Genomic DNA, 23,349 nt, shown 5'->3' with positions numbered 1-23,349 from the left:
ATCGCGTGTCGCAGAGCTATCCCTTTTATGACTTAACCCGTTTTACCTGGCTGACCAATATTGTCTCTGTTTTCCCGGGGGCGCTATGTGTTGCAGGTCTGGTTCATGGTTTCTGGAGCTGGCAGGAGCTGTCAGTATTGCAAGACAGTACAGCACTGACATCGCTCACTGTGGGTATACGTGAGCAGTTGCAGACAGACACCCTGATTCGTGAAGCTCAGGTCATGACGACCCTGGTGCTGGTACTTTTTTACACGTATTGGGTCTATTATTCATCGCGCAATATGATGTCGCTCTTTGAGGAGCATACCCGCAGTACCAAGCAATCTTTTAAACTGTTTCTCAGCCTGTTGAAGCGCCTGCACAAAATTACTCGCTTAATTGATGCGATGCGCTACGACAGCATTCCGCCTGATCATGATCATAAACCGGCTGCCTGGTTGTTACCTGTCTGGTCACTGTCGCTTGTATCAGCCAACGTCTGCAAACTGACCGCTGTGTATATGATGAGCTCAGCAGCTACGATTGCCGATTTTAAAACCGTCATGTTGTGGGCTTTTTCTGCCTACGCGTTTTATCTGGTTTTTTATATTGTGACGGCACGTATTACCTTTGAGGTTGTATGGCTACAGAAGCTCAGCCACGACTATCACTCGATCCGTTTATCAGACGCTGACTGATTTCTTCTTATCCATAAAAATGCCGCGCTGACAGCTCAGAGCGGCACTTTATGGATGACCTTTGCCAGTGCGATCAGCGGGCCTCGGTCCCATCCTGGTACCCTGCATCCCAACTCGCGGCGAGAAGATCTGAGCTATATGGATTTACCTTGCGGGCTTTGGAATTACCTTGTTTGAAGCCTTCATCATAGGCATCCTCAACGGTCACATTCTCTTCGCCACCACTACTGAAGGCGCGGCGGAAGGCGACCTGAATGTCGTCCAGAAACACATAAGTACATGGCACCAACAAGAGGCTGACGAGTGTTGCGAAAAGTACGCCGAACGCCAGTGAAATAGCCATTGGAATCAGGAACTGAGCCTGCAGGCTGGTTTCAGAGATCAAGGGTATCAGGCCCACAAACGTGGTCAGTGAGGTCAGAAGAATCGGCCGGAAACGGGCGATACCGGCTTCAATCACGGCATCGTATGTACTGGCTCCTTTTTCCCTGCGGTTATTGATGTAATCCATCAATACCAGGTTATCGTTCACCACAACGCCACTGACAGCCACCATGCCAATGTATGACCAGGATGTGATGACCATACCGAACAGCTGGTGGCCAATGACTGAGCCCATGATGCCGAAGGGGATGGCATAAATAATAATAAAAGGCTGCATGTACGACTTGAACAGAACCGCCAGCAACAGATACATAGCCAATACAGCGACCATGTAATACTGGAACAGGGTCGTCATAAATTTACTCAGGTCGCGCTGCTGACCGCCTCTCGCCCAATCCATTCCTGGGTACTGACGCACCAGCGATGGCAGTATTTCGTTCTCAACTACACGCTGAACATTCTGTACCGAGTTGCGGCCGGTATCGATGAAGGAAGTCACCGTGACCACGCGCTTGCGGTTGTTGCGCTTAATGTGTGTCGGTGCGTCCTGATACACGATATCCGCGATCGCAGATAAAGGAACATATTGCCCCGGAGCGTACTTCACGTGCATGTTTTCGAGGTGCCATGAAGAATCGCGCTCATCGTCAGGCAGGCCCAGCCAAACCTCGATTTCATCGTCGCGGGTCTGTACATTCTGAACAACCTTGCCCTGGAAGGCCTGGTTGATCTGGGCAACAACGGTTTGCTGCGTCAGGCCCAGCGAGCTGGCATTGTCGCGGAGAATAATATCGGCCTGCTGTTTGGTGTTCTCCTGCGTATGACGCACATCGTATGCACCCGCGAACCCTTTCAGATGAACCATTAACTGATCGGCTGCTTCTTTCAGATCTTCCTGGTCGTTGGCTGACAGCTCGATCTGAATATCGGGCCTGGCTGGGTTAAGACTGGCGCTGAAGCTCAGCTGGCTGACGCCGGGGATATCTCCAGCAATATTACGCCAGCTGGAAATAATCTCGCGGCCACTGATGCGGCTGGTTCTGTCAGAAACCAACTCCAGCGTAATATTGGCCAGGTGATCACGGTCCTGGCTGCTCTTCATATTACTCTTGGATTCGTTAGGCCCGATGACCGCATAGATATGGTCAATGGTTGCGACACCTTCCATTTCGTAGCGGTGTTTCAGAAGCTCTGCTGCATTGGTCAGGCGCTCAACAGCCATTTCGGTTTTTTCCCGCGGGGAGCCCTCTGGCAGAACCAGTCGTGCTACGACCGAATCAGCTTCGACCGGTGTAAACAGAGAAGACTTGATCCACCCGGTAAGCATCATGACCAGCATCAGGGTGAAGGTGATGGAGAATATCAGGATGATGATGCCTTTCGCCTGAAGTGCACCACGCAGTGACGGCAGATAAATCGTGCGCATAAAGCTCTGCAGGGCGCCATCAAACTTTGATTGAATCTTTTCGAGTGTTGACGGCTCTTTTTTAACGTTTACTTTCTGCGCATGAGACAAGTGAGCCGGCAGAATCAGGAAGGACTCAATCACCGAGAAAATAAGCGTGGCGATAACAACAATAGGAATCGCCTGCATCATTTTTCCTTCAGGGCCGGGCAGGCCGATCAAAGGAATAAACGCAATGGCCGTAGTAACTACCGCGAACAGAATCGGCTTATAAACCTCAAAAGCTCCCTGAAGTGCTGCCTCGGTACCATAAATGCCTTTTTCATTGCGGTTGTGGATCGCCTCTGCGACCACAACCGCATCATCGACCACGATCCCGAGTACGAGAATAAAACCAAACAATGACACCGCATTGATGGAGACGTCGTACATAGGCATCGCAAACAGAGCACCGAAGAAAGATACCGGAATACCCATACTCACCCAGAACGACAGACGGCCATTCAGGAAGAGAAGCAAGGTGATAAAGAGCAGCACGAGACCCGCAAGTGCGTTCTCCAGCAGCATGCTGATACGTTCGCGCAGGTGCTTTGATTCATCCTGCCAGACGTGTGTTTTGATGGTCTCAGGTAAGCGTAGGGCATCTACATAGGTGTGCAGGTCATCGGCGATGTCCATAATGCTCTGATCGCCAACCCGATAAATATCGATCGAGGCGGATGGCGTGCCATCAAAGCTGGCGTTCGTCTCGCTGACATAGCGGGTATCTGTGATGATCGCGAGATCGCGTAGCAGAATCTCTGCACCGGTTGAATCTGAGTAGATTACGATATTGCGATAGGCTTCAGCCGAGTCTTTGTACGCATCACTGGTAATCAGAATATCGCCGTCCTGAGTTTCCAGCACACCACCGGGTAGGAAGCCCGTCTGCTGACGGATCATTCCGGAAATATCGTCGAATGTTAGGTCATACTTTTCAAGGTTGTGAGCAGGTACTTCGATCCGGATTTCAGACTTCGACATATCCTGCAGCTCAATCACGCTGATGTCTGGCATGTCCATCAGGTCATTGCGTATTTCACGCGATGTTTCTGCGAGAGCGGCGTAACTGGTGTTGCCGTAAATAATTAATTTAGCAACGCGGTTTTTAACAGACAGCTCCTGTAACGTCGGTGTTTCGGCGTCGTCAGGGAGCAGGCCCTCTTCATTAATTCGACGGGATATTTCGTCAGAAATCTTATCAGTTTCGTAGCCGTCGGCGATGTCGACCGTCATGCTACATAAGCCATCATAGGCAAAGGAGGTCAGGTTCTGCGTACCCTGAATATCGTAAATGCGGTTCTCAATGGCCTTACAGACACTGTTTTCAATGGTTTCAACATTACCACCCGGCAGTTTAGTCTGAATGCTAAGGCGGTCGAGGGTGACATTGGGGATAAGTTCTTTGCGCGTTTCAGGTACTGCCATCAAGCCAAGGGCAATCAGGCAGAACATCAACAGATTGGCAGCAACGGTGTTCTCCGCAAACCAACGGATGATCTGTTTCATAAGTCAGCCTCCGGCAGGTTACTTCTTGCGAATCGGTTCGACGGTCATGCCTTCGACAAGACGGTTAAAGTTACCAGCGACTACCCGGGTGCCCGGTGGCAGCGCAGTATCAATATAGGCGAATTCCTTGCCGCGATAGCGGATGGTCACAGGCTGGCGCTGAATCGTATTGTCTGCGTTAATCATCCAGATGGCATCACCAGAGAGGATGACCTCTCGCGGTAGGATACGCATATTTTCAATTTCCTGGCCGCGGATTTCAGCTTCAAGGAAGGAGCCTGGTACGAGATAGCGACCGGTATTGCTGTACATTTCATCGCCGTTGACCTGAGCGATGATATAGAGGAGCTGGTTTGCACTGCGTTCACCGTCGGTGCGTACGATATAGCCGCTCCATTCATCGCCACTCTCATAGTCACGCAGAGTTACCTGCGGCATAAAGCTTGGCCCATTCTCAGTGCTGGTGTTTTCTTCGACACCGATGATCATGAGTTCGGCATCGTTTAATGGCAGACGAATTTCAGCCTGATCCATACCGTAAAGAACGGCAACCGGTGAGCCGGTCTGTACCAGGTCACCCTCGTTAATGAATACATCAACGACTTTGCCTTCGATCGGCGAGCTGATTTTAGTATTTTCTAACTGGTCATAGGCGTATTGCAGGGCGGCCTCTGCGGCTTCCACCTGTGAGTTTGCGTAGGCAAGCTGAGGTACGAAGCGCGCATAGTCTGATGCGTTACGTCCTGCCTGACGACGAGCTACGCGTGCATTTGCTTCGGTTTCTTCCAGCCGTAACTTTGTTTGGGTCAGTTGCGCTTTCTTCTGGGCTATATCAAGAATAAGAGGCTGTTCGTCGATCTGAACGAGCAACTGGTCAGCATTCACGATTTCGCCTTTTTTCAGCTCCGGAGCAATATCCGTCACCAGGCCAGATACCTGACTGGCTATCTTATGGACGCGTGAAGCCGAGACCCGTCCGCGGCTGAAAATAGGGATCGACTGCGTGGAGATACGCACCTCTTTGTACGGAACCTGAGGAATTGCGACCTTAACTTCCTGAGTCTGAGGTTTAGGCGCATTGATGTACATGGTGTATCCGGCGTATCCGGCAGCAGCGAGAATAACCAGGCCGATGATAAAAAATTTCAACTGTTTCATATTGCTCTCTGTTGCAAATAGCGAGCGCGCGGGCAGCCGGTGTTACTGAGGCAGATAATATTTTTTGCTACAGGCGCGCAGTTTCGAGATACATCAGCCCTTCAGGGTTCAGGTCGGGCGTTGGGTCGTCACCGTAGCCACATATAAAGTGAAGGCTGAATAATTCTTCTTTTTTGTATTTATCGGTTACCTTTTGCAAAGGGTCTTCCGTATCGAAGCCAACGACTAAGGCATCATACTCACTATCTTTCAGTTCCTTGCGTGCGTATGCGAGAAGATCTGCAAAGATATCACTGCGATTGTCTTTAAATACATTACAGTGCAGATAAATATAGCTGGTCAATGAGCCCGCAGGTGGGAGTGACAACCCTCCCGCGATCTTTGTGTATGCGTTGTAAAACGGACGTGCGTACTGAATCGCCTTAGAATATCCCGCGATTCGCGTCTGTTTAAAGGCCTTCTGATCCCAGAATCCGGTCATTCCCACCAATTCATCGCCTTCAAACGCCAGCAAGAAGTCGTTTAGTTTAATGTCGCGGTAGTAACTGTCTCCGGTTTCTACTCTGGAGAAGTCGTAGCATGGGTAGAACTGTTTTTTCGGGGCATTGGCATCAAAAAATGCCTGCATCGTTGGGATATCAGCGCTCGTTGCACGACGGATATTAAGATTGATGACATGTTTCTCGCGTCGATGCAGTTCGATCATATTGGTGCGATGACGACGAAACGCATTGTATGTTGGCTGTACCTTAATGCGGTTACCGCCAACGGTATCGAGAGATGCTTTGTTCTCTTCGAGAATGACGGTCTGGTAATTATCACTGCCAATAAGGCTTTTGACGGTTTTAAAAAAACGCAGCAGCGTGCGTCCACCCTGATAATCACGGTGGATACGCAGGTCACTGCCGTAGCGCATGGATTTACGCTGGCCATTTTCAAACACATCACGGAAGCCCATGCTGAAGGCTCCGGCAATGCGATGTTGTTCGGTGTCTTCCATGACCCACAGGTCGCGGGTCGTTGTGCCTACGTCAGTCGCATGGAAGTAGTTTGGCTCGCGTTCAAAGTTCAGCTGGATACTGCCTTCCTGTGGCGTATCAGACAGCAATTCACTCAGCCCCGGTGCATCCTCTTCGATGGTAGGGCGAATGATAAAGCGCTGACTCATGCATCGGCCTCCGCCGGTTTTGAGTTTCTCAGTATGTCGCTGACGGCGCCTGGCATCTGATCGTTCTGCCAGAGTGCGAGCGGTTCAATCTTAATGTTGCCTGCGACCATTCCACCGGCAATTTTGTGTTCGGTATACACTTCCATCGCGTCAGGCACGATCAGCATTTCTGCATGGCCCAGCTGCCCCAGCTCACGTGCAAGTTTGTAATGGAAGTGCTGGTTCAGTTGCTCTTCCAGTTGCGCGCCAAGAGGTTCCCTTACAGCGATAGCATCTGCACTGCCCGAACACAGCAGGCCATAGACGGGCTTAGCGCGCAGGTCTGACTGTGGAATAGCGATCAGGGTCACAGGGGACAGCCCCATGTTGCCACTGAAGTGATCGATCAGTTTAACCGCTGCATCTGGCGATAATTTTTCGCCGACCATATCAACACCGTCAATACGGCTGATAAAGCGCAGGCACGGACATTGATTAATAAAGTCAGTGACGAGCAGCATATCTTTGGTCTGATAACGTAGGAGGCCATTACCGGTCGTGATGATTGGCCGCACGCGCATGTCTTTCTTCAGTTCCCAGCTGCACAGAATCTCATTGGTATCGAGGTCTTCAAACTCATAGAAGTGGCTGGTGAACGCCAGTGGATACTCGTCACCCATTGGGAAGGTCACAACACCTTCGGTTGCGAACAGGCCTTTGCCCTGGAAGCCGCTGTGCGGGAATATCGCCTGCAGTTTCTCTGCCCAGCCTTTCGATGAAGAGGTGTCCCATGAGCTGATCAGTGCCAGGTTTGGCCAGATAGCTTTGGTGAAGGCCGGAGTGATTTCTCCGTCCCACTTTCGCATATAAGCGGCGGCAGCCTCATTCTTCGGAGGTTCGATATTTTTCAGGCTATCGAACGGAGCTACCCATCGGCCAGTTTCGAGCACTTCGGCGATTTTCTCGCGGTGTTCCTGCATAACCTGCAACAGGCTCATGGCGAAGGTTGGGCTCCAGACCGACATAAAGGAAAGATCAGTACAGGCAACCAGATAACAGGACGTCGCGAAGAATGACTCGTCTGAGCTTTCAGCCAGAGATACGCCTTCGGGTACCGCCATGGTGCCGGCCATAAACAGTCGCTTCCACCAAGGCAGCAGTTGCATGTCGTCGTTGATACTTTCACTGACCTGGTCGCGCAGGTCACTTGGCACCCAGGACAGAGACCAGTAGTGACGGCCTTTCTTTATCCCCGGGAAGTTGGCGTACAGGTCAGACATCCATGGGCTGATGGCTTCATCGGCCTGATCCAGAAATGGACGCGTGTATGGAATCCATTTGATTTTCGAGGTGGAGCCTGATGTTGGCTGGTAGCGATCACAGCTTGAGGTCGTCAGCATCGGCTTACCGCTCTTCTGCTGCTCGACAATCATGTCGTGCCAGTAGTTGTAGTCTGTGATGGGCACCTGCTGACGGAACTCCTCGACCGTCATATCCTTACGCAGGCTATGCTTAACGGCGGACTCCGCACCCACAACCATGTTCAGGGTGTCGCTAAGAATTGAACGCTGAACGCTCTCAACGTCATAACTGGCGTCAATGAATTTTCGTGCGCCCTTACGGGTCAGCGTGGATGATGCAAAATGAAGCAGCGACGTGGTCAGGTTCTTCAGAGCAGACATCTGACAGGCTCCTGTATCTTTCTTTGTGTGGTGAAGACTTTCATCGGTGTCAGGCTCTGAGCCCGGCAGCACTGGCCGGTATCAAAAAACCGGAATCTGACAATTAGATGAAAGGCACTATTGTTTATTATTATCCGTGCTTCCTTCGCCAGGTGCGGAGATCAGAACGGGCCTGCGATTTAACCATAAAGTCTTAGGCAACTGAATTGCCCCAGCTGGTCTGAGTGTGTCTTTGGCGCATATTACGTACTATGTCACACTTCAGGCCAGCTGCAGGCGGTGTTATGCCGCCTGACGAAGGTTCTTACGGGCTGGACGACGCCGCCCGAAGGTGCTGCGCATCAGTTTCTTGAAGAAAATCCCGATCGTCGAAAGGCCGATTTCACCAACGCAGGGCAGCTCAGTGCCACGACGCCATTCAGGATTGCGCTCCTCAAAGAAACGGATGGATGAGTTGCTGGCACGCATGCGAGGCGTGATGTCCGCGACATCTTCTTTCAGCGCATGGTAGCCCTCGCCGAAGTCGAGGATCTTCTCTTCTTCTTTATAGTAAGTCGGGTACAGCTTCTGGCAGTATTGCTGCATCAGACCTTCCATCTCATGGTCGTGGTGATCGTGGCGTGGATAGAAGCGTTGAAAGTTATTGGCCATCAGCAGATAGGTTTTGTAACCCTTCGAAATCAGTAACCAGAACATCGGCGTGGTAGGGCGTAACATCTTCGCTTTCAGCATTTTCATTGCGAACGCAGTATGCAATGTTTTGTTGCCCCAGAATTCAGGCTCAACAATAGTATCGCCAGTGAATACGCCAATGGCTTTCTTGCCCTGGTGCATCAATTCGACTTCATTGTAAGTACTGAATCCCACGATTTTCCCGGTGGTCTTGTTCTTCAGGATCATGACGCCTTTCTTTTCACTCATATCCTTAATAAAGGTTGTGAGATCGGCGTTCTCGTAGAAACGGGTGAAAATGCTGTGCATTTCGACAAGCTTAGCGATGTTTATTTCGTTGATAGGAAAGAAACGACAGGTGAGTTTCGCTTTTTTAGTCATTGTAGCCTCGATATTTTTTTATTGTTTTTATAACCGCCTCGCCAAACAGGATGGGCGGAATCTGCAATCCATTGTCTTAACCTGACCAGAACCAGGTGTCCTTCAAGCAGCTGCTCCGGGGCCAGCGGCCGGGAGAAACTGTTCGTATTTGTGATCTGTGAACTTATGTTAATTATATTTTCGGGCCAGTGACCAGCGTTTTGATAAAGGTATCAGAGCGGTATTCCTCCCTAATATGACACTGGTCATAATTGTGACATTGTAGGGTTTGAATAAGCCATACGGGCCCGATATGGCTTTGCATAACCCTTATTTTGCAGGAATTGACCTGTTTAGGGAAGTCTGAAGGGATTTTGATTTTAAGCAGTGCCATGACAGAAGTATGTTGCTTTGTTGCAACGCGATGGGGCCTCTCTACAATACGCGGCTGATTCTGAAACATGTGGGCAATCAATATGACATTGGCAGTTGTTACTCTGGCAGCGGGCAAAGGCTCGCGGATGAAGTCTGATCTCCCTAAGGTGCTGCATCGTCTGGCTGGGAAGCCACTGCTGGGTCACGTACTGGATGCTGCTGAGCAGCTCGATGGCGCCACCCAGCATGTTGTCATTGGTCACGGTGCTGAGTTAGTCCGTGAGATGTTCACTGACCGCCCATTGACCTGGGCGGTTCAGATGGAGCAGAAGGGCACAGGGCACGCTGTCGCGCAGGCTTTGCCAGATATTTCTGATGATGCGCTGGTTCTCGTATTGTACGGAGATGTTCCTCTCATCCGCACTGAAACCCTGGCAGGTATGGTTGCCGTTGCTGAGAATGCACTGGCTCTGTTGACCGTAACCCTTGACGACCCGACCGGCTACGGCCGTATCGTTCGCAACGATAAGAATGAAGTGCAGGCAATTGTTGAGCATAAAGATGCCAGCGATGAACAGCGACAGATCTGCGAGGTCAATACCGGCATCATGGCCATGCCTGCGCGTTATCTGAAACGCTGGCTACCAGCGTTGTCGGCGGATAATGCGCAGGGTGAATACTACCTGACGGACGTGATCGCTATGGCTGTTGCTGATGGTGTGGCCGTGAATGCATTACAGCCTTCGTCAGCAACAGAAGTTGAAGGCGTGAACGACCGTCGCCAACTTGCAGCTCTTGAGCGGGAGTTCCAGAGTCAGCAGGCTGACAGCCTGATGGTGCAGGGGGTGGCTCTGGCGGACCCTGCGCGAATCGATGTTCGCGGTACTCTGACGGTGGGGCGTAACGTGAGTATTGACGTTGGCTGCGTATTCGAGGGTGATGTCATCCTTGACGACGATGTTCAGATCGGTGCTTACAACGTGATCCGTAACAGTAAACTAGGCAAAGGGGTCCAGGTTGAAAGTTTTTGCCATATAGAGGAAGCCGTTGTGGCTCAGGCCTGCAATCTTGGCCCTTACGCCCGGCTGCGTCCTGGTGCTGAACTGGCGGACGGTGCTCGTGTGGGCAATTTCTGCGAAGTGAAAAAATCACGGATCGGTAAAGGCTCTAAAGTGAATCACCTTACCTACATAGGTGACGCGGTCATTGGTGAGGGAGCAAACATCGGTGCCGGTACCATCACCTGCAACTATGACGGTGTGAATAAATTCAGGACTGAGATCGGGAACGGTGCTTTTATCGGCTCCAACTCGTCACTGGTTGCGCCAGTGACGGTGGGCGACGGCGCGACAGTAGCGGCAGGCTCGACCATTACTAAGGATGTTGGTGCTGACGAGCTGGCGGTTGCCCGCGGTAAACAGCGCAATATCGCTGGCTGGAAGAAACCCAGCGATCAGTAAAATTACGGCTGTACTTCTGGGCTGGTCAGTCCAGAAGATCCAGCGCCAGTCTGACGAAATCCTGTGAGGTGACAATGCCGAGCAGGTTGCCTGCGTCATCTGCGATCAGCAGGCATCCTTCTTTTTCAGCCCTTAATCGTTCACCCGTGGTTTTCAGCGGCGTATCCGCTGGCAGGGTCTCGACTTCTCGGTCGAGACAGTCCAGAACAGGAGTTTTCGCAAGATAGTCCTGCAGATGGTGGGCACCGAACTTATCCGTAATCCGGAACGCTTCCCGCAGGAATTCTTTCTGACTCAGTACGCCCTTTATGGCGCCTGTATCACTGACGACCGGAATATGTCGTACATGGTGTTCACGCATCAACTCTTCGGCATCGCGCAGAGTTGATCCGGTGCCGAGTGTTTTGACGTCGCGGGTCATGATGTCGCTTACGATTCGCATATTTTCAGATCTCATTGATTACCTGACCTAAAGTAAAGCACTTAACCGTGGAGCTGCTATTCTGAAATCAGATAGTCACGCCGGACAGGAGGTTTCATGAGTTTTTCTGACAGTATCCGTAACTACTACGAGCAGATGGTGGCCGAAGAAATCGTCACTCAACTGCATGCCGCGGGGCGTGATGTGTCGACCGGCGTTATGGCTGATATTGCTTGCGTAGCTCTCAACAGGCTCCCACCTAAATACATCCGGTATGAGGTGGATATGGCGTTTTACATGTCTCCGGATGAGCTGATGATGACACGTCAACGGGTGCGGGACGGTGTCGCAGATGCGATACGGTTTGTCGACTCCCACCGGCGGGAAGACGACGCGGGCAATGACATCGGCTGACCAGCGTATTATTGTAACGGCAGGTTTGAATAATAAGACAGGATTGGCATGCCGGGTTCAGTGGCTGCCTGATGGAGTAATTGATGAATATCTTATTGGTGGATGACGATACTGAACTGACGGCACTGCTGACCCGTTACCTTGAGCGTGAACTGTTTAAAGTAACTGCCGTCCATACCGCAGAAGAAGGCCTGGCAGAGGCCCTGAGCGCGCGTTACCAGGCCGTTGTGCTGGATGTGATGCTCCCCGGCGGTAGCGGTATCGACATTCTTGGGCAAATCCGTACCCGCAGTGATGTTCCTGTTCTGATGCTGACCGCGAAAGGCGATGAAATGGATCGCATTCAAGGACTCGAGATAGGCGCAGATGACTATATTCCTAAGCCATGTAATCCGCGGGAGTTATCTGCCCGGCTGCGTTCCATTCTGCGTCGCGGGCGTTCCGCCGATGTGATCTCGGCAACACTCGAAGTGGAAGATCTGGTGATCGACTTCGATAAACATATCGTGCATCGCAATGGCGAGGAGCTTGATCTCACCGTGACCGAGTTCAACATACTGGGCGTACTGGTGCGTGAAGCCGGGAAAGTTGTCGACAAAAATCGTCTCGCTGAGCAGTCGATGCAACGGTCACTGACCTTGTTTGATCGCAGTCTCGACATGCACCTCAGTAATCTGCGCAAAAAACTCGGGCCTTCGCCGGGTGGAGAGCAACGTATCAAGACCGTTCGTGGTGTGGGTTACATGTACCAGATGGAGCAGGGATCAGCTGAAGCCTGATGCGCGGCGTATTTCTAAAAATCTACCTCGCCTTTATGGTGACTGCTCTGGTAACGACCGCAGTCACCATTACTCTGGCCGCATACTATCGTCAGTGGTCTAACGACTCAGTGAACCTGATCGCCCCGACCGGGGGTTATATTTCTGCCGCTGAATTGATTCTTCAGCAGGGCGGCGAGCCTTTGCTGCTCGAGTGGCTATTGAGGTTTGAAAGACACCCCAGCGTTAATGCCTATGTATTTGATGATCAGGGACTGAGTCTGCTCCCAGATCCGCCAGCGGCGGTTGTCAGCTATGCATTGTCGGCGGAGAGCTACGAGGCTCAGGTCAGCCCCCTCAGTCGTTCCGAAATATTGGTGAAAGCGCCGATTGAAAGTGTCGAGGGGCGGGTATACCTCCTCGTCGTAGAGTTTATGCATCCGCTGGTGGTGTTTAACCTCCCGGCCTATCTTGGCTGGGGGTTACTCGCATCGTTTCTGATTTTCGCAATCTGGAGTCTGTTACTTTCAGGTTATCTGACGCGCCCCGTGCGTTTTATGCAAAAAACTGTTCAGGCCTTTGCGAGCGGCGACTGGCGCGCCCGGATGGACCCTCGCTCATTAAGGCGACGCGATGAACTTGGTGAGCTGAGCCGCGAATTTAACCACATGGCTGGGTACATCGAACGCCTGATTCATGATCAGAAGCAGCTTGTCAGTGATGTGTCCCACGAGCTGCGTTCACCACTGGCACGCAGTACGGTCGCTCTGGAGCTTGCCCGCCTGGACGCTGTGCCAGATCAGGAAGAGCATCTGGATCGAATAGAACTCGAAACCAAGCGACTCAACGAGATGATCGAAGACCTGCTCAATATGGCAAAGCTGGATGCTCAGCAGGATCACAGTCACTGGTCGGATGTCCATTGTGATAACGTGCTACAACAGGTCGTCGATGATGCCCGGTTTGAACATCCTGACAGTAACGTGAACCTGACTCTCGCAGAAGGGCTACCCGTGATCTTTGGTGATCGAAAATTACTGAAGTCTGCCTTTGAAAATATTACCCGGAACGCCCTGTTGCACACTCAGGAAGGCACGAGTGTTGATCTCTCGGCGCGGATGAAAAACGGCCTGATCCGGGTAGTGATACGTGACCATGGACCGGGGGTACCTGAGGATAAGCTGAACGATCTGCTGCGCCCGTTTGTTCGTGCGGAATCTGCGCGCGAGCGCCTTGGGCAGGGGCATCGGGGTTTTGGTCTGGGCCTGGCGATCGCGCATCGTGTCGTGTCCCATCATAGAGGCCAGATTACGCTGCGTAATCATCGCGATGGTGGCCTGATGGTCACAATTGATCTACCCCCGGCGGGTTGAATTGGCCTCTTTACGTTGGGTTTACTTGTCTCTGCTGTAATAAATTGTTGGGCTGCCGTTACAATACAAGTCTAGAAAAATAAGCAGGTTGTCTTTGTGCGTTTAATTTCCACTCTTGTTTTGATGTGTCTTCCGGCGTTGGCTCTGGCCAATCCGCCGCAGTCAGGCGCGCGCCCGGATATGTCGGTTGAGTGGAGTAACAGCCAACCAGAACAACGTCAGGCACTGGATAACTTCTATCAGGCGCTGCAAGAAATGCCACCAGGTGCTGGTAGCTCTGATATCAATGAACGGCAACGTCACCTTGAGCAGTTGCGTGATATGTCGACGGAGCAGCGCCAGGAGATGTTCCGTAACTTCGTTCAGGACGCTGAGCGTCGCCGCTAAAAATCCCTCCCTTAAGAATTGCGTCATTTCGGCAATGGACAAATGCCATCCAGTCGATACAGTGTTGCCCGTCTAATCTCGGGAAACCAGCATGAAAACACGTATCACTGAACTCTTAGGTATCGAAGCTCCCCTGATCCTTCCGGGTATGAGCTGGATTTCTACCCCTCAGCTTGTCGCCGCAGTCTCGAATGCGGGCGGCTTAGGTATCCTTGCCAGCGGTCCACTGACTCCGGAAGAAACCCGAACTTCTATTCGAGAGATCCGTGAGCTGACGGACAAGCCTTTCGGCGTGGGTGTTACCCTGCTGATGCCTGGCGCCAAAGAAAACGCCATGATCGCTCTGGAAGAAAAGGTGCCAGTGATTAACTTTTCACTGGGTAAAGGTGACTGGTTGGTGAAAAAAGCCCACGAATACGGCGGCAAAGTCATCGCGACGGTTGTCTCCGAGAAACATGCACTGTCAGCCCAAAGCATCGGTGCGGATGCCTTATTGGTCACTGGCCATGAGGCGGCAGCCCATGGCGGTGATGTGACTTCTCTGGTTCTGGTGCCGTCGATTGCCAGTAAAGTCGATATTCCGGTCATTGCTACCGGGGGCTTTGCTGATGCACGTGGCCTGATGGCTGCGCTGTCTCTGGGGGCAGAGGCTGTGGCGATGGGCTCACGCTTTGCAACCAGCGCTGATAGCCCTCTGCATAATCACGTGAAAGAAACGGTGGTTAAAAAGTCGGAGCAGGAAACTATCTACTCAAAGAACTTTGATGGCCTCTGGGCTCGCGTAATGAAAACGCCACGCTCAATTAAAGAAACCAAACGCCCTATGAATCTCATCATGGCGGGCCTCGAAGCGACGAAAGCGGCAAAGATAGTAAAACAGCCGGTCTGGAAGATCATGCTGGGCATGTTAGTTATGCTAGATAAAATCAAACTGCTGGCGTACTTTGGTGCCAGCGTTCCTCGCTTACAGGCTGCGACCATTGATGGCGACCTTGATAAGGGTGTTCAGTTTATTGGTCAGACCCAGGGGTTGATTGAAGACATCCCAACGGTGCAGGAGCTGGTTGATCGTATCCTGGCGGACGCTAAAGCGATGCATGAAAGCAATAACCGCTTTTTTTCCTGATGACGCCATGCAGGCTATCTTCGGATAGTCTGCCTTTCTTTTTATACCCCTCTTTTCGGTTACACTTTTTTGAGGTGATCTTTCCGGTTTTTTCTGGCCAAATTCATTCTTAGGTATGAGGCTGTCCGGATAATGCACGGATTCCCGTAGTCCTTTTGTAACCCTGTCTTCATAAATCCTTTTATGTCCGAAAAAAGCATTTTTCGATAAAAAACCGCTCGTATACTCATTCCCGCTCTGGCCAAAGCACCAAAAAAAAATAATAGGGTGAGGAACAGGAAATGAAAAAATATCTGCTTACCGCGGTAGCAGCGGTTACTGTGTCTTCTCAGGCACTGGCGATGTCAGAAACCTTAGATACCGGTTATACCGAAACAAAATATCCTATCGTGCTTGTGCATGGCTTTCTCGGGTTTGAACAGCTGGTGGGAGTTGATTACTGGTACAAAATTCCAGAAACACTGCAGCAGGATGGTGCAGAAGTCTTTGTCGCAACCGTTTCAAATACGAACTACCCGGAAGTTCGTGGAGAGCAGTTAATTGATCAGGTTGAAGATATTCTGGCGATTACGGGCGCAGAAAAAGTAAATCTGATTGGTCATAGTCATGGTGGCCCTACGACGCGTTATGCCGGTTCAGTAAGACCTGACATTATTGCGTCTGTATCCTCTGTTTCTGGCGTTAACAAAGGCACTGTAGTGGCCGATACACTGATTGAATGGTCAGATAATTCTGAAGTGTTCGGTACTGCCTTCGATGTATTTATTTCTGGTATTTCTGAACTTATCTCTTTTGCTTCAGGCAGTGATCTGCCACTAGCGCCGGTGGAGTCTGTCCGCTCTATGACAACGGAGGCATCGGTTATCTTCAACGCGGCGCATCCGGGTGGGATTCCTGACAGCGAGTGCGGTGAAGGCGATTATGAGTATAACGGTGTGCGTTATTACTCCTGGGCAGGGGCGAAACCAGCAACCAACCTTCTGGATCCGCTGGAACCGATCACCATAGCATTTTCTCAGTTCTTCCCGGACGGGGTCGCTAACGATGGTTTCGTGGACCCGTGCACGAGCAACCTGGGTATGGTCATTCGCAATGACTTTGCGATGACTCATCTGGATGAAGTCAATCAGATGCTCGGCATTCATGACCTGAATGAAACTGACCCATTGACGGTATTCCGTACACACGCCAACCGTTTGAAGAACGACGGACTGTAATATGAAAACCAGCATAGTCGTTGTCGTTCTGCTGTTGTCAGCGACCGTCGCTGGATTTTATTGGCTGCCGCAAGGTGATCTTGTGATCAGCCAGTCAGATCCATTGTCCTCGCAGCCAGATGACTATCGGGAGCCCATAGCGGCCACCCCTATGCATGCTCGCATTAATCAATCCGCAACGTTCAGAGGGGCATCACCCGATGGGCGGTTGCAGGTATTGAATGGTGCCCTGATGGTCAATCGCGATCTGAAACGTTGGATGGATTTTTATCTCAGCTCTGTGGGTGAATTCAGTATCGAAGAAATCACTGAATTTATGGAAGCAGAGATGCGCACCTTGCCAGCGCCTGCAGATCAGCAGGCGCTGGATCTTTTGAATAAGTATCTTGCGTATCTCGATGATATTTCCCGGTACGATGAAGTTAGCGGAAGGAAAATAAATGGTGCCGATCTGGCCGGCCTTACAGCGCGTATGGAATGGCTGGAAGATCTGCGGCGGGTGTACTTCGCTGACGCTACTATTGCCGCTTTTTTTGGTGATGATGAGGCTTTGGATCGCTACTCTCTGGAGAGAATGCGCCTTGCACAGAGCGGCGATACAGAAGCTATGCAGCAGCTGGAAAAAGAACTTCCGCTTCACCTTCGTGTTGCACGAGAGAAAGCCCGAGCCATTGAAACGTCTCAGAGCCTGCGGGATTCTATCGATGACCCTGAGGCACTCTGGCAAGCGCGAAAAGAACAGTTTGGCGAGGCAGCCGCCGACCGATTGGCGATTCTGGATGCAGAGCGACAGCAGTGGCAGGCCAGACTTACAGACTACCATGACTTCCTTGAACGCAACTCCGCTAAGCAGAACTTTGATGAGTTGGCTGAAGCCTACCGCGCAGAAAATTTCTCAGTGGTGGAGCAGAAGCGGATCGATGCAGCCTTACAGGCTAGGTCTGCACAAATACCGGAAAGCAGCGCTATTTCTCCTCTGCCTCACGAAGAAGAGCTTGCAGCGGATTGAACAGCGGTGCTGCGGTAATAAGAATATTGTCGCCGCAAAGCTGAGGGTTTACCTCTACAGATAATGGCTGAATATGGCCGAACGAAGCCCCAGCCTCACGGGCAATCAGTTGTGCAGCGGCAAAGTCCCAGGGCTTTACTGATTCGTAGTAGCCATCCAGACGTCCGCAGGCTACCCAGCATATATCCAGTGCAGCAGCACCCAGGCGCCGGATATCAGCGCAATTCGCAAGAACCTGTTCGAGCCGTCGCATGAGCAAGGCTAAGTTATCAATCTCGTAGGGAAAACCGGTGGCGATTATTGCGCGGGAAAGGTCTGCTTTTTCGGTGCAATGAACCGGTACATCGTTGAGACGGGCTCCTTTCCCAGCCTGAGCATGAAAGGTCTCATTCGTAAACGGATTATGTACGACACCCACACGCGCTTTGCCATTGTGGTAGTAAGCAATTGAAACTGCGACCTGTGGATGACCATGAGCAAAGTTCACCGTGCCATCAATAGGATCGACGATCCAGAGGTGCTCATGCTGCCCGGCTTTGTTCAGTTCATCAGGATTTAATTCCTCGGACAGAATCTGATGATCAGGGTAGTTCCGCCGAATAGCCGCTGTAATCAGCTCGTCAGCCGCGACGTCGGCCTGAGTCACCAGTTCATTGCCATTTTTGTATGTCAGCGACAGCGACTTTCTTTGGCTCGCAATCAGGTCGCCGGCTTCTTTCGCCAAACGTAGCGCCAGAGTCAGAATGTTGGTCTCGTGCATGATTCATTCACCAGCAGAATTCATTGCCTGTGAGTATGCGCTCACAAAACCGGGCTGACCAGTGAGCTTATCGGGGGCGTGAGAGTGATTGAGTGTTACACTGTATCTTTTTAGGGTCAGAGCAACGGGTATGACACGAGTACATCTGATTACTGGTTTTTTGGGCGTAGGCAAAACGACTGCCATTCTGGACCTTTTGCAGCAATCACCCGACAACGAGAAGTGGGCGGTGTTAGTCAATGAGTTTGGAGAAGTCGGAGTCGATGGCGCCATCCTCGAAGCCAGCGGCGCAGTAGTACGTGAAGTCCCGGGTGGTTGTCTGTGTTGCGTGTCGGGGCTGCCGTTTCAGATGGGGCTGAATATGTTGCTGGCCAAAGAGAAGCCAGACGTCCTGTTGATTGAACCCACCGGTCTAGGTCATCCCCGTAAAGTGCTGACAACACTGCGCAGCGATGACTACCGCGAGCTACTGACGGCAGGTGCTAATCTTTGCTTAATAGACCCTCGCCACCTTAAAGACCCGCGTTACACCGACAACGATACGTTTAATGATCAGATCACATTGGCTGATGTCCTGGTTGCCAATAAAACCGACCTCTGCTCGCCTGATGATCTTGCCGCATTCGATGCACTGGTGGCGTCGGCTAAGCCTGCCAAAGCAGCGAGTGTGCGTACGGTACAGGGGCAGGTCGATGTAGGCTTACTGGCGTTGCCAACAAACCCTGACCGTCTGCAGCTGAAGGATCGTGGTCACCATCATCACCACAGCAAAGAGGCGAGTGCGCCGGTGGCGTTATCGCCGGGTGAAGAGCTGCGTCGCCTTGAGAGTCATGGCGAAGGGCATTTTTCCTGCGGTTGGTTGATCTCCGGTGAGTGGGTATTTTCTTTGGATGCTCTGCGCCACTGGTTTGATCAGTTGGAGTCGGGTGAGAACAAAGTGGTGCGCGCAAAAGCGTTAATCCGCACAGAGCAGGGGCATTATGTCCTCAACTGGCGGGATGGTGTACTGTCGGAGATGCCAACGCGCGCGCTGGAAGAAAGCCGGCTGGAAATTATTTCCGAGGCGACACCGGATACCGGCGCTCTGGAAGTCTCACTTAAAAAGTGTCGGAGGGAATCATGAAATATTGCCCGCAATGCAAAGCCGATATTAATGTTCAGGTCATTGATGGTGAAGAGCGGCGTGCCTGTTCGGTTCAGTGCGGCTTTGTTTTCTGGGATAACCCGACACCGGTCGTGGCGGTGGTCGTGGAAACACCAGGCGGTGTCGTATTAGCACACAACAAGCTCTGGCCTGCGGGTAAGTACAGCATTATCACTGGCTTTCTGGAGCGTGGCGAGACGCCGGAAATCTGTGCGCTACGGGAAACCGAAGAGGAGTTGGGCCTGCGTGGTGAACGAGCGGAGTTTATTGGTTTCGAATTGTTTGATGGCAAAGGCTTTAATGGCCATGAATACAATCAGATTATCATCGGCTTTTATGTCTATGCCGAAGGGGTCATTACCCTGGATGAAAACGAATTGGATGAATACAAAATTATTCCCGTTGAGAAACTGAAAGGTTGGGGCTCGGCTACGGGTAAAATTGTTCAGCGCTGGCTCGATCGGAAAAATTCCTAAGCTATTACTGATTGCCGGGAAACCTTATAAAAAATACGTTTAATAAACGGTAATAAATACGCCGCAAAACCGTAAAAAAAGTGACCCGGCACTGACATCTGTTTCTGACTGAATACCCGCTGGTTTTTCTACCGGACGGTGATGTAATGAAACATTCTCTTCTCTGGCTGGCGATGTTCTCTGCGAGCGCCGCTCATGCCGATATTCTTATTAATGAAACCGATGCTGATAACCCCAGCACAGATACGGCCGAATTTATTGAGCTGTATGATGGCGGCATCGGTGCTCAGTCACTCAATGGACTGTCACTGGTTCTGTTTAATGGCAGCGATGATGCCAGCTATGAATCTATTTCGCTGAATGGCTTTCAAACCAATGCAGACGGCTACTTTGTTGTTTGCGGTGACGACACTAACGTCAGTAACTGTGATTTGGATCTGTCACCAGACAGTAACCTGATTCAGAACGGCGCGGATGCGGTTGCGCTTTTTTCCCGCCCGGCTTCAGATTTTCCGAATGATACGCCGATTACGACTGACGGCCTGATCGACGCTGTCGTTTACGACACTAACGACAGTGATGACGACGCTCTGCTGGTATTACTGAATTCTGGTCAGCCTCAATTGAACGAGGCAATGAGCGGCAATAAAGATCAGCACTCACTGCAGCGTTGTTCTGGTGGTGCGCGGGAGACCGAAGGATTTGTCGCCGACCTGCCAACCCCGGGGGAGGCGAACAGCTGTGGCGGCAGCGAGCCTGAGCCAACGCTGGGTGCGTGCGGTGACGCCGCGACGCCGATCAGTGCGATACAGGGCCTGATTACAGATATCACCAATGATGCCAGCCCGCTAAATGGCCAGCAGGTGATTGTCGAAGCCATTGTTACAACAGACCTTCAGGGCGGCGCTCTGGCGAACGGCGATTATTCGTATCAGTACAGCGGCTTCTGGTTACAGCAGGCGGATAGCGAAGCTGACGCTGACCCGATGACATCCGAAGGTGTGTTCGTATACAACTACAGTGAAAACGTCTCTGTTGGTGATCGTGTACGTCTGCAGGCAACCGTCGGTGAGTACAATAATGTCACTCAGTTGAGCAATATCTCTGACATCGCAGTCTGCTCAAGTGGTAATGCGCTTCCAACTGCTGTTGAAGTGACTCTGCCGGTTGCTGATCTGGCAGAATTTGAGGCGGTCGAAGGTATGCTGGTTGAAAGCGACCAGTCGCTGTTGATCAGTGACCTGTTTGGTACCGGTTATGGCTTCGGAAATTACGGACAGTTTGCCGTGTCATCCCGCCTGCATTTTCAGGGCACTGAGATAGCGTTACCCGGCTCGCCAGAAGCGCTTGCCGCAGAGCCCAATCGTGTACTTGATACTCTGCTGGTTGATGACGGTGTGTCGGCGTCGTATCCGGAATATATTCCTTTCCCGGATGCCTCTGGTTTCTCTGCGGATAACCCGGTACGTATCGGTTATTCCGTCCCTGCATTCCAGGGTGTGATGAACGCGTTCCGCGATAATTACACGGTTATTCCTTCGGCCGTCACCATTGATCCGACACACCCACGCACACTGGCGCCGCAGGTGTCTGAGCAGGCGAATCTGGTTGTTGTCGGCATGAATGTGCTCAACTTCTTTAATGGTGATGGCATGGGTGGCGGCTTCCCGACCTCTCGTGGCGCACCGACTCAGGACGCACTCGATATGCAGACGGCAAAAATCGTTGCCGCTCTGGATGCCATGGATGCCGATGTTATTGGTCTGATGGAGCTGGAAAACGACGGCTGGGGTCCTGAAAGCGCCATCGTTGAACTCACAGAAGCATTGAACGCCGTTCAGGCGCCGGGCGATGAATATTCGGTTATTAATCCGGACGCTGCGGCTTCAGGGTTAGGTACAGATGCTATTGCCGTCGGTCTGATTTATCGCGCTGATCGCGTATCGCCTACCGGTGCGGCTCGTGTCCTTGATTCCAGCAATTCACCGCTGGATGAAAGTAACACTCCACTGTTTGACGACACCAAAAACCGTCCTGCGCTTATTCAGACCTTTAATGTTGATGGTCAGGAAATTACCTTTGCCGTTAACCACCTGAAGTCCAAGGGCTCAGCATGTAACGAGCCTAACGAAGGTGCCGATGGTCAGGGTAATTGCAACATCAACCGTACTCGTGCAGCTCAGGCGCTGGTCGAGTTTCTTGCTGACGATGAACAGGTCATGATTCTGGGTGATCTGAATGCCTACAGCCAGGAAGACCCGATGCAGGCTTTCTACAGTGCTGGTTTTACCAATCTTAAGTACACGGAAGCAGCCACCGAAGAACAGCCATACAGCTATACCTTTTCGGGCCTGTTAGGTTCTCTGGATCATGCACTGGCGACGAGCGATCTGCTGGCTCAGGTGGTGAGTGTCGATGCCTGGCACATCAATTCGGTGGAAGACTCGCTGGTGGATTATCTGACCGAAGCCAATGGTCAGCCGTATTCATCTGTTGATAACTACGCCGCGCCAGATGCTTACCGTTCATCTGATCATGATCCGATTGTCGTTGGTCTGATGATCGAAGCGCCCAATGTTGCACTAGAACAGATAGCCGATATTCCTGCGATTGAGATTACCCGTCGCAATGAAAACATCGAGTTGGACCTCAGTACTTATGTGAGCGATGCTGACGGTGACCTTCTGTCTTATGAGGCCTTAACGCTTCCAGAAGGCATGACACTGAGTGCGATGGGGGTTCTCTCTGGTGTGGCGGATCGTGATCTGCTGAATCAGCTACCTGCGACTGCAACTATTGAAGTCAGTGATGGGGCAGAGAGTGTTCAGCTGGTGGTCGACATCCGGGATGAGCGCCCGGCGACGAATTTTTTCAGCAGGATAATTGAGTTATTCCGCTCAATCTTTTCCTGGCTGTTTGGACGTTAACTTCTGAGCATGTCATGCGCCAGTCGTAGGCAGATCAGAAATTAACTTGTGCCTGTGCTGACTCCAGCAGCACAGGCAGAGCGCCCCGGCTGGCGAAGCTACTCAACAATGCTTCCCAGTCGGGACTTAATAATTCGTTACGATAACCCTGAATAAAGACATTTCGTTCTTTCAGACTGATGCCTTTGAACGCCGTTGTGGTATTCAGCCAGTCTTCCTCAATACCAATAATGTCTTCCGCCGAAATCAGCAGATAAATATCTTTGTATGGGCAGATATTCTGCGCGCTGGTGACTTCTGACGAATAACAGTCAAAGCAGACATCAGGCAGAGACTCTGCGAGTTTTTCGGTAATGTCTGCTGGGCAACCAGCGGTGCATATCAAAGCTGCGCAAGACATCGGAACGCTGGCCGTGGTTGCAGGGTTTTCGACGGTCGGACGTAAAGGAATTCGCTTGAGCATAGC

The 23,349-nt window shown here is 51.5% G+C and carries 20 protein-coding genes; 12 read left to right on the top strand and 8 right to left on the bottom strand.

Annotation, left to right across the window (positions count from 1 at the left end; all coding sequences use genetic code 11):
* Nucleotides 1–5 precede the first annotated feature (5 nt).
* Nucleotides 6–680 carry a hypothetical protein gene (locus B3007_RS09530; RefSeq protein WP_301377961.1) on the top strand — a complete coding sequence of 225 codons (675 nt, stop codon included), beginning with the start codon at nt 6–8 and terminating at the stop codon, nt 678–680.
* 73 nt (nt 681–753) lie between these two features.
* Here the strand turns inward: B3007_RS09530 and B3007_RS09525 are convergent, their stop codons facing one another.
* The 5 genes from B3007_RS09525 to B3007_RS09505 all read right to left on the bottom strand — a co-directional run bounded on the left by B3007_RS09525 (nt 754) and on the right by B3007_RS09505 (nt 9,057).
* Nucleotides 754–4,017 (bottom strand): efflux RND transporter permease subunit, encoded by a 3,264-nt coding sequence (locus B3007_RS09525; protein ID WP_301377960.1) that lies wholly within the window; start codon nt 4,015–4,017, stop codon nt 754–756.
* 18 nt (nt 4,018–4,035) lie between these two features.
* Nucleotides 4,036–5,175: an efflux RND transporter periplasmic adaptor subunit gene (locus B3007_RS09520; protein WP_301377959.1), complete on the bottom strand. Its 1,140-nt coding sequence runs from the start codon at nt 5,173–5,175 to the stop codon at nt 4,036–4,038.
* A gap of 67 nt (nt 5,176–5,242) precedes the next feature.
* Nucleotides 5,243–6,343 (bottom strand): hypothetical protein, encoded by a 1,101-nt coding sequence (locus B3007_RS09515; protein WP_301377958.1) that lies wholly within the window; start codon nt 6,341–6,343, stop codon nt 5,243–5,245.
* Nucleotides 6,340–8,004 (bottom strand): GH3 family domain-containing protein, encoded by a 1,665-nt coding sequence (locus B3007_RS09510; protein WP_301377957.1) that lies wholly within the window; start codon nt 8,002–8,004, stop codon nt 6,340–6,342. Before B3007_RS09510 ends, B3007_RS09515 begins: the two co-directional genes overlap by 4 nt.
* Nucleotides 8,005–8,286: 282 nt before the next feature.
* The gene (locus B3007_RS09505) at nt 8,287–9,057 is read right to left on the bottom strand and encodes a hypothetical protein (protein ID WP_068436804.1); all 771 of its coding nucleotides are present in this window, start codon (nt 9,055–9,057) and stop codon (nt 8,287–8,289) included.
* 455 nt (nt 9,058–9,512) lie between these two features.
* Between B3007_RS09505 and glmU the strand changes: the two genes are divergently transcribed.
* Nucleotides 9,513–10,871: a bifunctional UDP-N-acetylglucosamine diphosphorylase/glucosamine-1-phosphate N-acetyltransferase GlmU gene (gene glmU, locus B3007_RS09500; RefSeq protein WP_301377956.1), complete on the top strand. Its 1,359-nt coding sequence runs from the start codon at nt 9,513–9,515 to the stop codon at nt 10,869–10,871.
* Between the two features lie 25 nt (nt 10,872–10,896).
* Here the strand turns inward: glmU and B3007_RS09495 are convergent, their stop codons facing one another.
* Nucleotides 10,897–11,328 (bottom strand): HPP family protein, encoded by a 432-nt coding sequence (locus B3007_RS09495; RefSeq protein WP_068436627.1) that lies wholly within the window; start codon nt 11,326–11,328, stop codon nt 10,897–10,899.
* Nucleotides 11,329–11,409: 81 nt separating this feature from the next.
* Between B3007_RS09495 and B3007_RS09490 the strand changes: the two genes are divergently transcribed.
* From B3007_RS09490 to B3007_RS09460, 7 genes are all read left to right on the top strand, one after another.
* Complete coding sequence (locus tag B3007_RS09490; RefSeq protein ID WP_273091740.1) at nt 11,410–11,706, top strand: late competence development ComFB family protein; 297 nt, start codon at nt 11,410–11,412, stop codon at nt 11,704–11,706.
* Nucleotides 11,707–11,786: 80 nt separating this feature from the next.
* Complete coding sequence (locus tag B3007_RS09485) at nt 11,787–12,485, top strand: response regulator transcription factor (protein WP_348655062.1); 699 nt, start codon at nt 11,787–11,789, stop codon at nt 12,483–12,485.
* Nucleotides 12,485–13,837 carry a sensor histidine kinase gene (locus B3007_RS09480; RefSeq protein WP_068436633.1) on the top strand — a complete coding sequence of 451 codons (1,353 nt, stop codon included), beginning with the start codon at nt 12,485–12,487 and terminating at the stop codon, nt 13,835–13,837. Before B3007_RS09485 ends, B3007_RS09480 begins: the two co-directional genes overlap by 1 nt.
* 96 nt (nt 13,838–13,933) lie before the next feature.
* Nucleotides 13,934–14,224 (top strand): hypothetical protein, encoded by a 291-nt coding sequence (locus tag B3007_RS09475; RefSeq protein WP_301377954.1) that lies wholly within the window; start codon nt 13,934–13,936, stop codon nt 14,222–14,224.
* Between the two features lie 91 nt (nt 14,225–14,315).
* Complete coding sequence (locus tag B3007_RS09470; RefSeq protein WP_301377953.1) at nt 14,316–15,350, top strand: NAD(P)H-dependent flavin oxidoreductase; 1,035 nt, start codon at nt 14,316–14,318, stop codon at nt 15,348–15,350.
* A 281-nt stretch (nt 15,351–15,631) separates the two neighbouring features.
* Nucleotides 15,632–16,567 carry an esterase/lipase family protein gene (locus B3007_RS09465; protein ID WP_301377952.1) on the top strand — a complete coding sequence of 312 codons (936 nt, stop codon included), beginning with the start codon at nt 15,632–15,634 and terminating at the stop codon, nt 16,565–16,567.
* A 1-nt stretch (nt 16,568) separates the two neighbouring features.
* Nucleotides 16,569–17,576, top strand: a complete 1,008-nt coding sequence (locus tag B3007_RS09460) for a lipase secretion chaperone (protein WP_068443742.1) — start codon at nt 16,569–16,571, stop codon at nt 17,574–17,576.
* On the opposite strand, the gene B3007_RS09455 is transcribed toward B3007_RS09460, so the two are convergent.
* Entirely contained in the window at nt 17,533–18,336 is an 804-nt protein-coding gene (locus B3007_RS09455; protein WP_301377951.1) for an inositol monophosphatase family protein, read from the bottom strand. The two genes, B3007_RS09460 and B3007_RS09455, sit on opposite strands and share 44 nt — an antisense overlap.
* Nucleotides 18,337–18,466: 130 nt before the next feature.
* Between B3007_RS09455 and B3007_RS09450 the strand changes: the two genes are divergently transcribed.
* From B3007_RS09450 to B3007_RS09440, 3 genes are all read left to right on the top strand, one after another.
* Complete coding sequence (locus B3007_RS09450; protein WP_301377950.1) at nt 18,467–19,459, top strand: CobW family GTP-binding protein; 993 nt, start codon at nt 18,467–18,469, stop codon at nt 19,457–19,459.
* Nucleotides 19,456–19,956, top strand: a complete 501-nt coding sequence (locus tag B3007_RS09445; RefSeq protein WP_301377949.1) for an NUDIX domain-containing protein — start codon at nt 19,456–19,458, stop codon at nt 19,954–19,956. Before B3007_RS09450 ends, B3007_RS09445 begins: the two co-directional genes overlap by 4 nt.
* Nucleotides 19,957–20,102: 146 nt before the next feature.
* A complete protein-coding gene (locus B3007_RS09440) occupies nt 20,103–22,883 on the top strand; it encodes an ExeM/NucH family extracellular endonuclease (protein ID WP_301377948.1) in 2,781 nt (926 codons plus the stop codon).
* A gap of 34 nt (nt 22,884–22,917) precedes the next feature.
* Here the strand turns inward: B3007_RS09440 and B3007_RS09435 are convergent, their stop codons facing one another.
* Entirely contained in the window at nt 22,918–23,346 is a 429-nt protein-coding gene (locus B3007_RS09435) for a hypothetical protein (protein ID WP_301377947.1), read from the bottom strand.
* Nucleotides 23,347–23,349: the final 3 nt, after the last annotated feature.

Origin of the sequence: Thalassolituus sp. UBA675 (assembly GCF_002297765.1) — a bacterium.
In the GTDB taxonomy this organism is placed as follows: Bacteria; Pseudomonadota; Gammaproteobacteria; order Pseudomonadales; family Oceanobacteraceae; genus Thalassolituus.
Note: the sequence above shows the minus strand (reverse complement) of the source record. Positions and strands in the feature narration are given on the sequence as shown.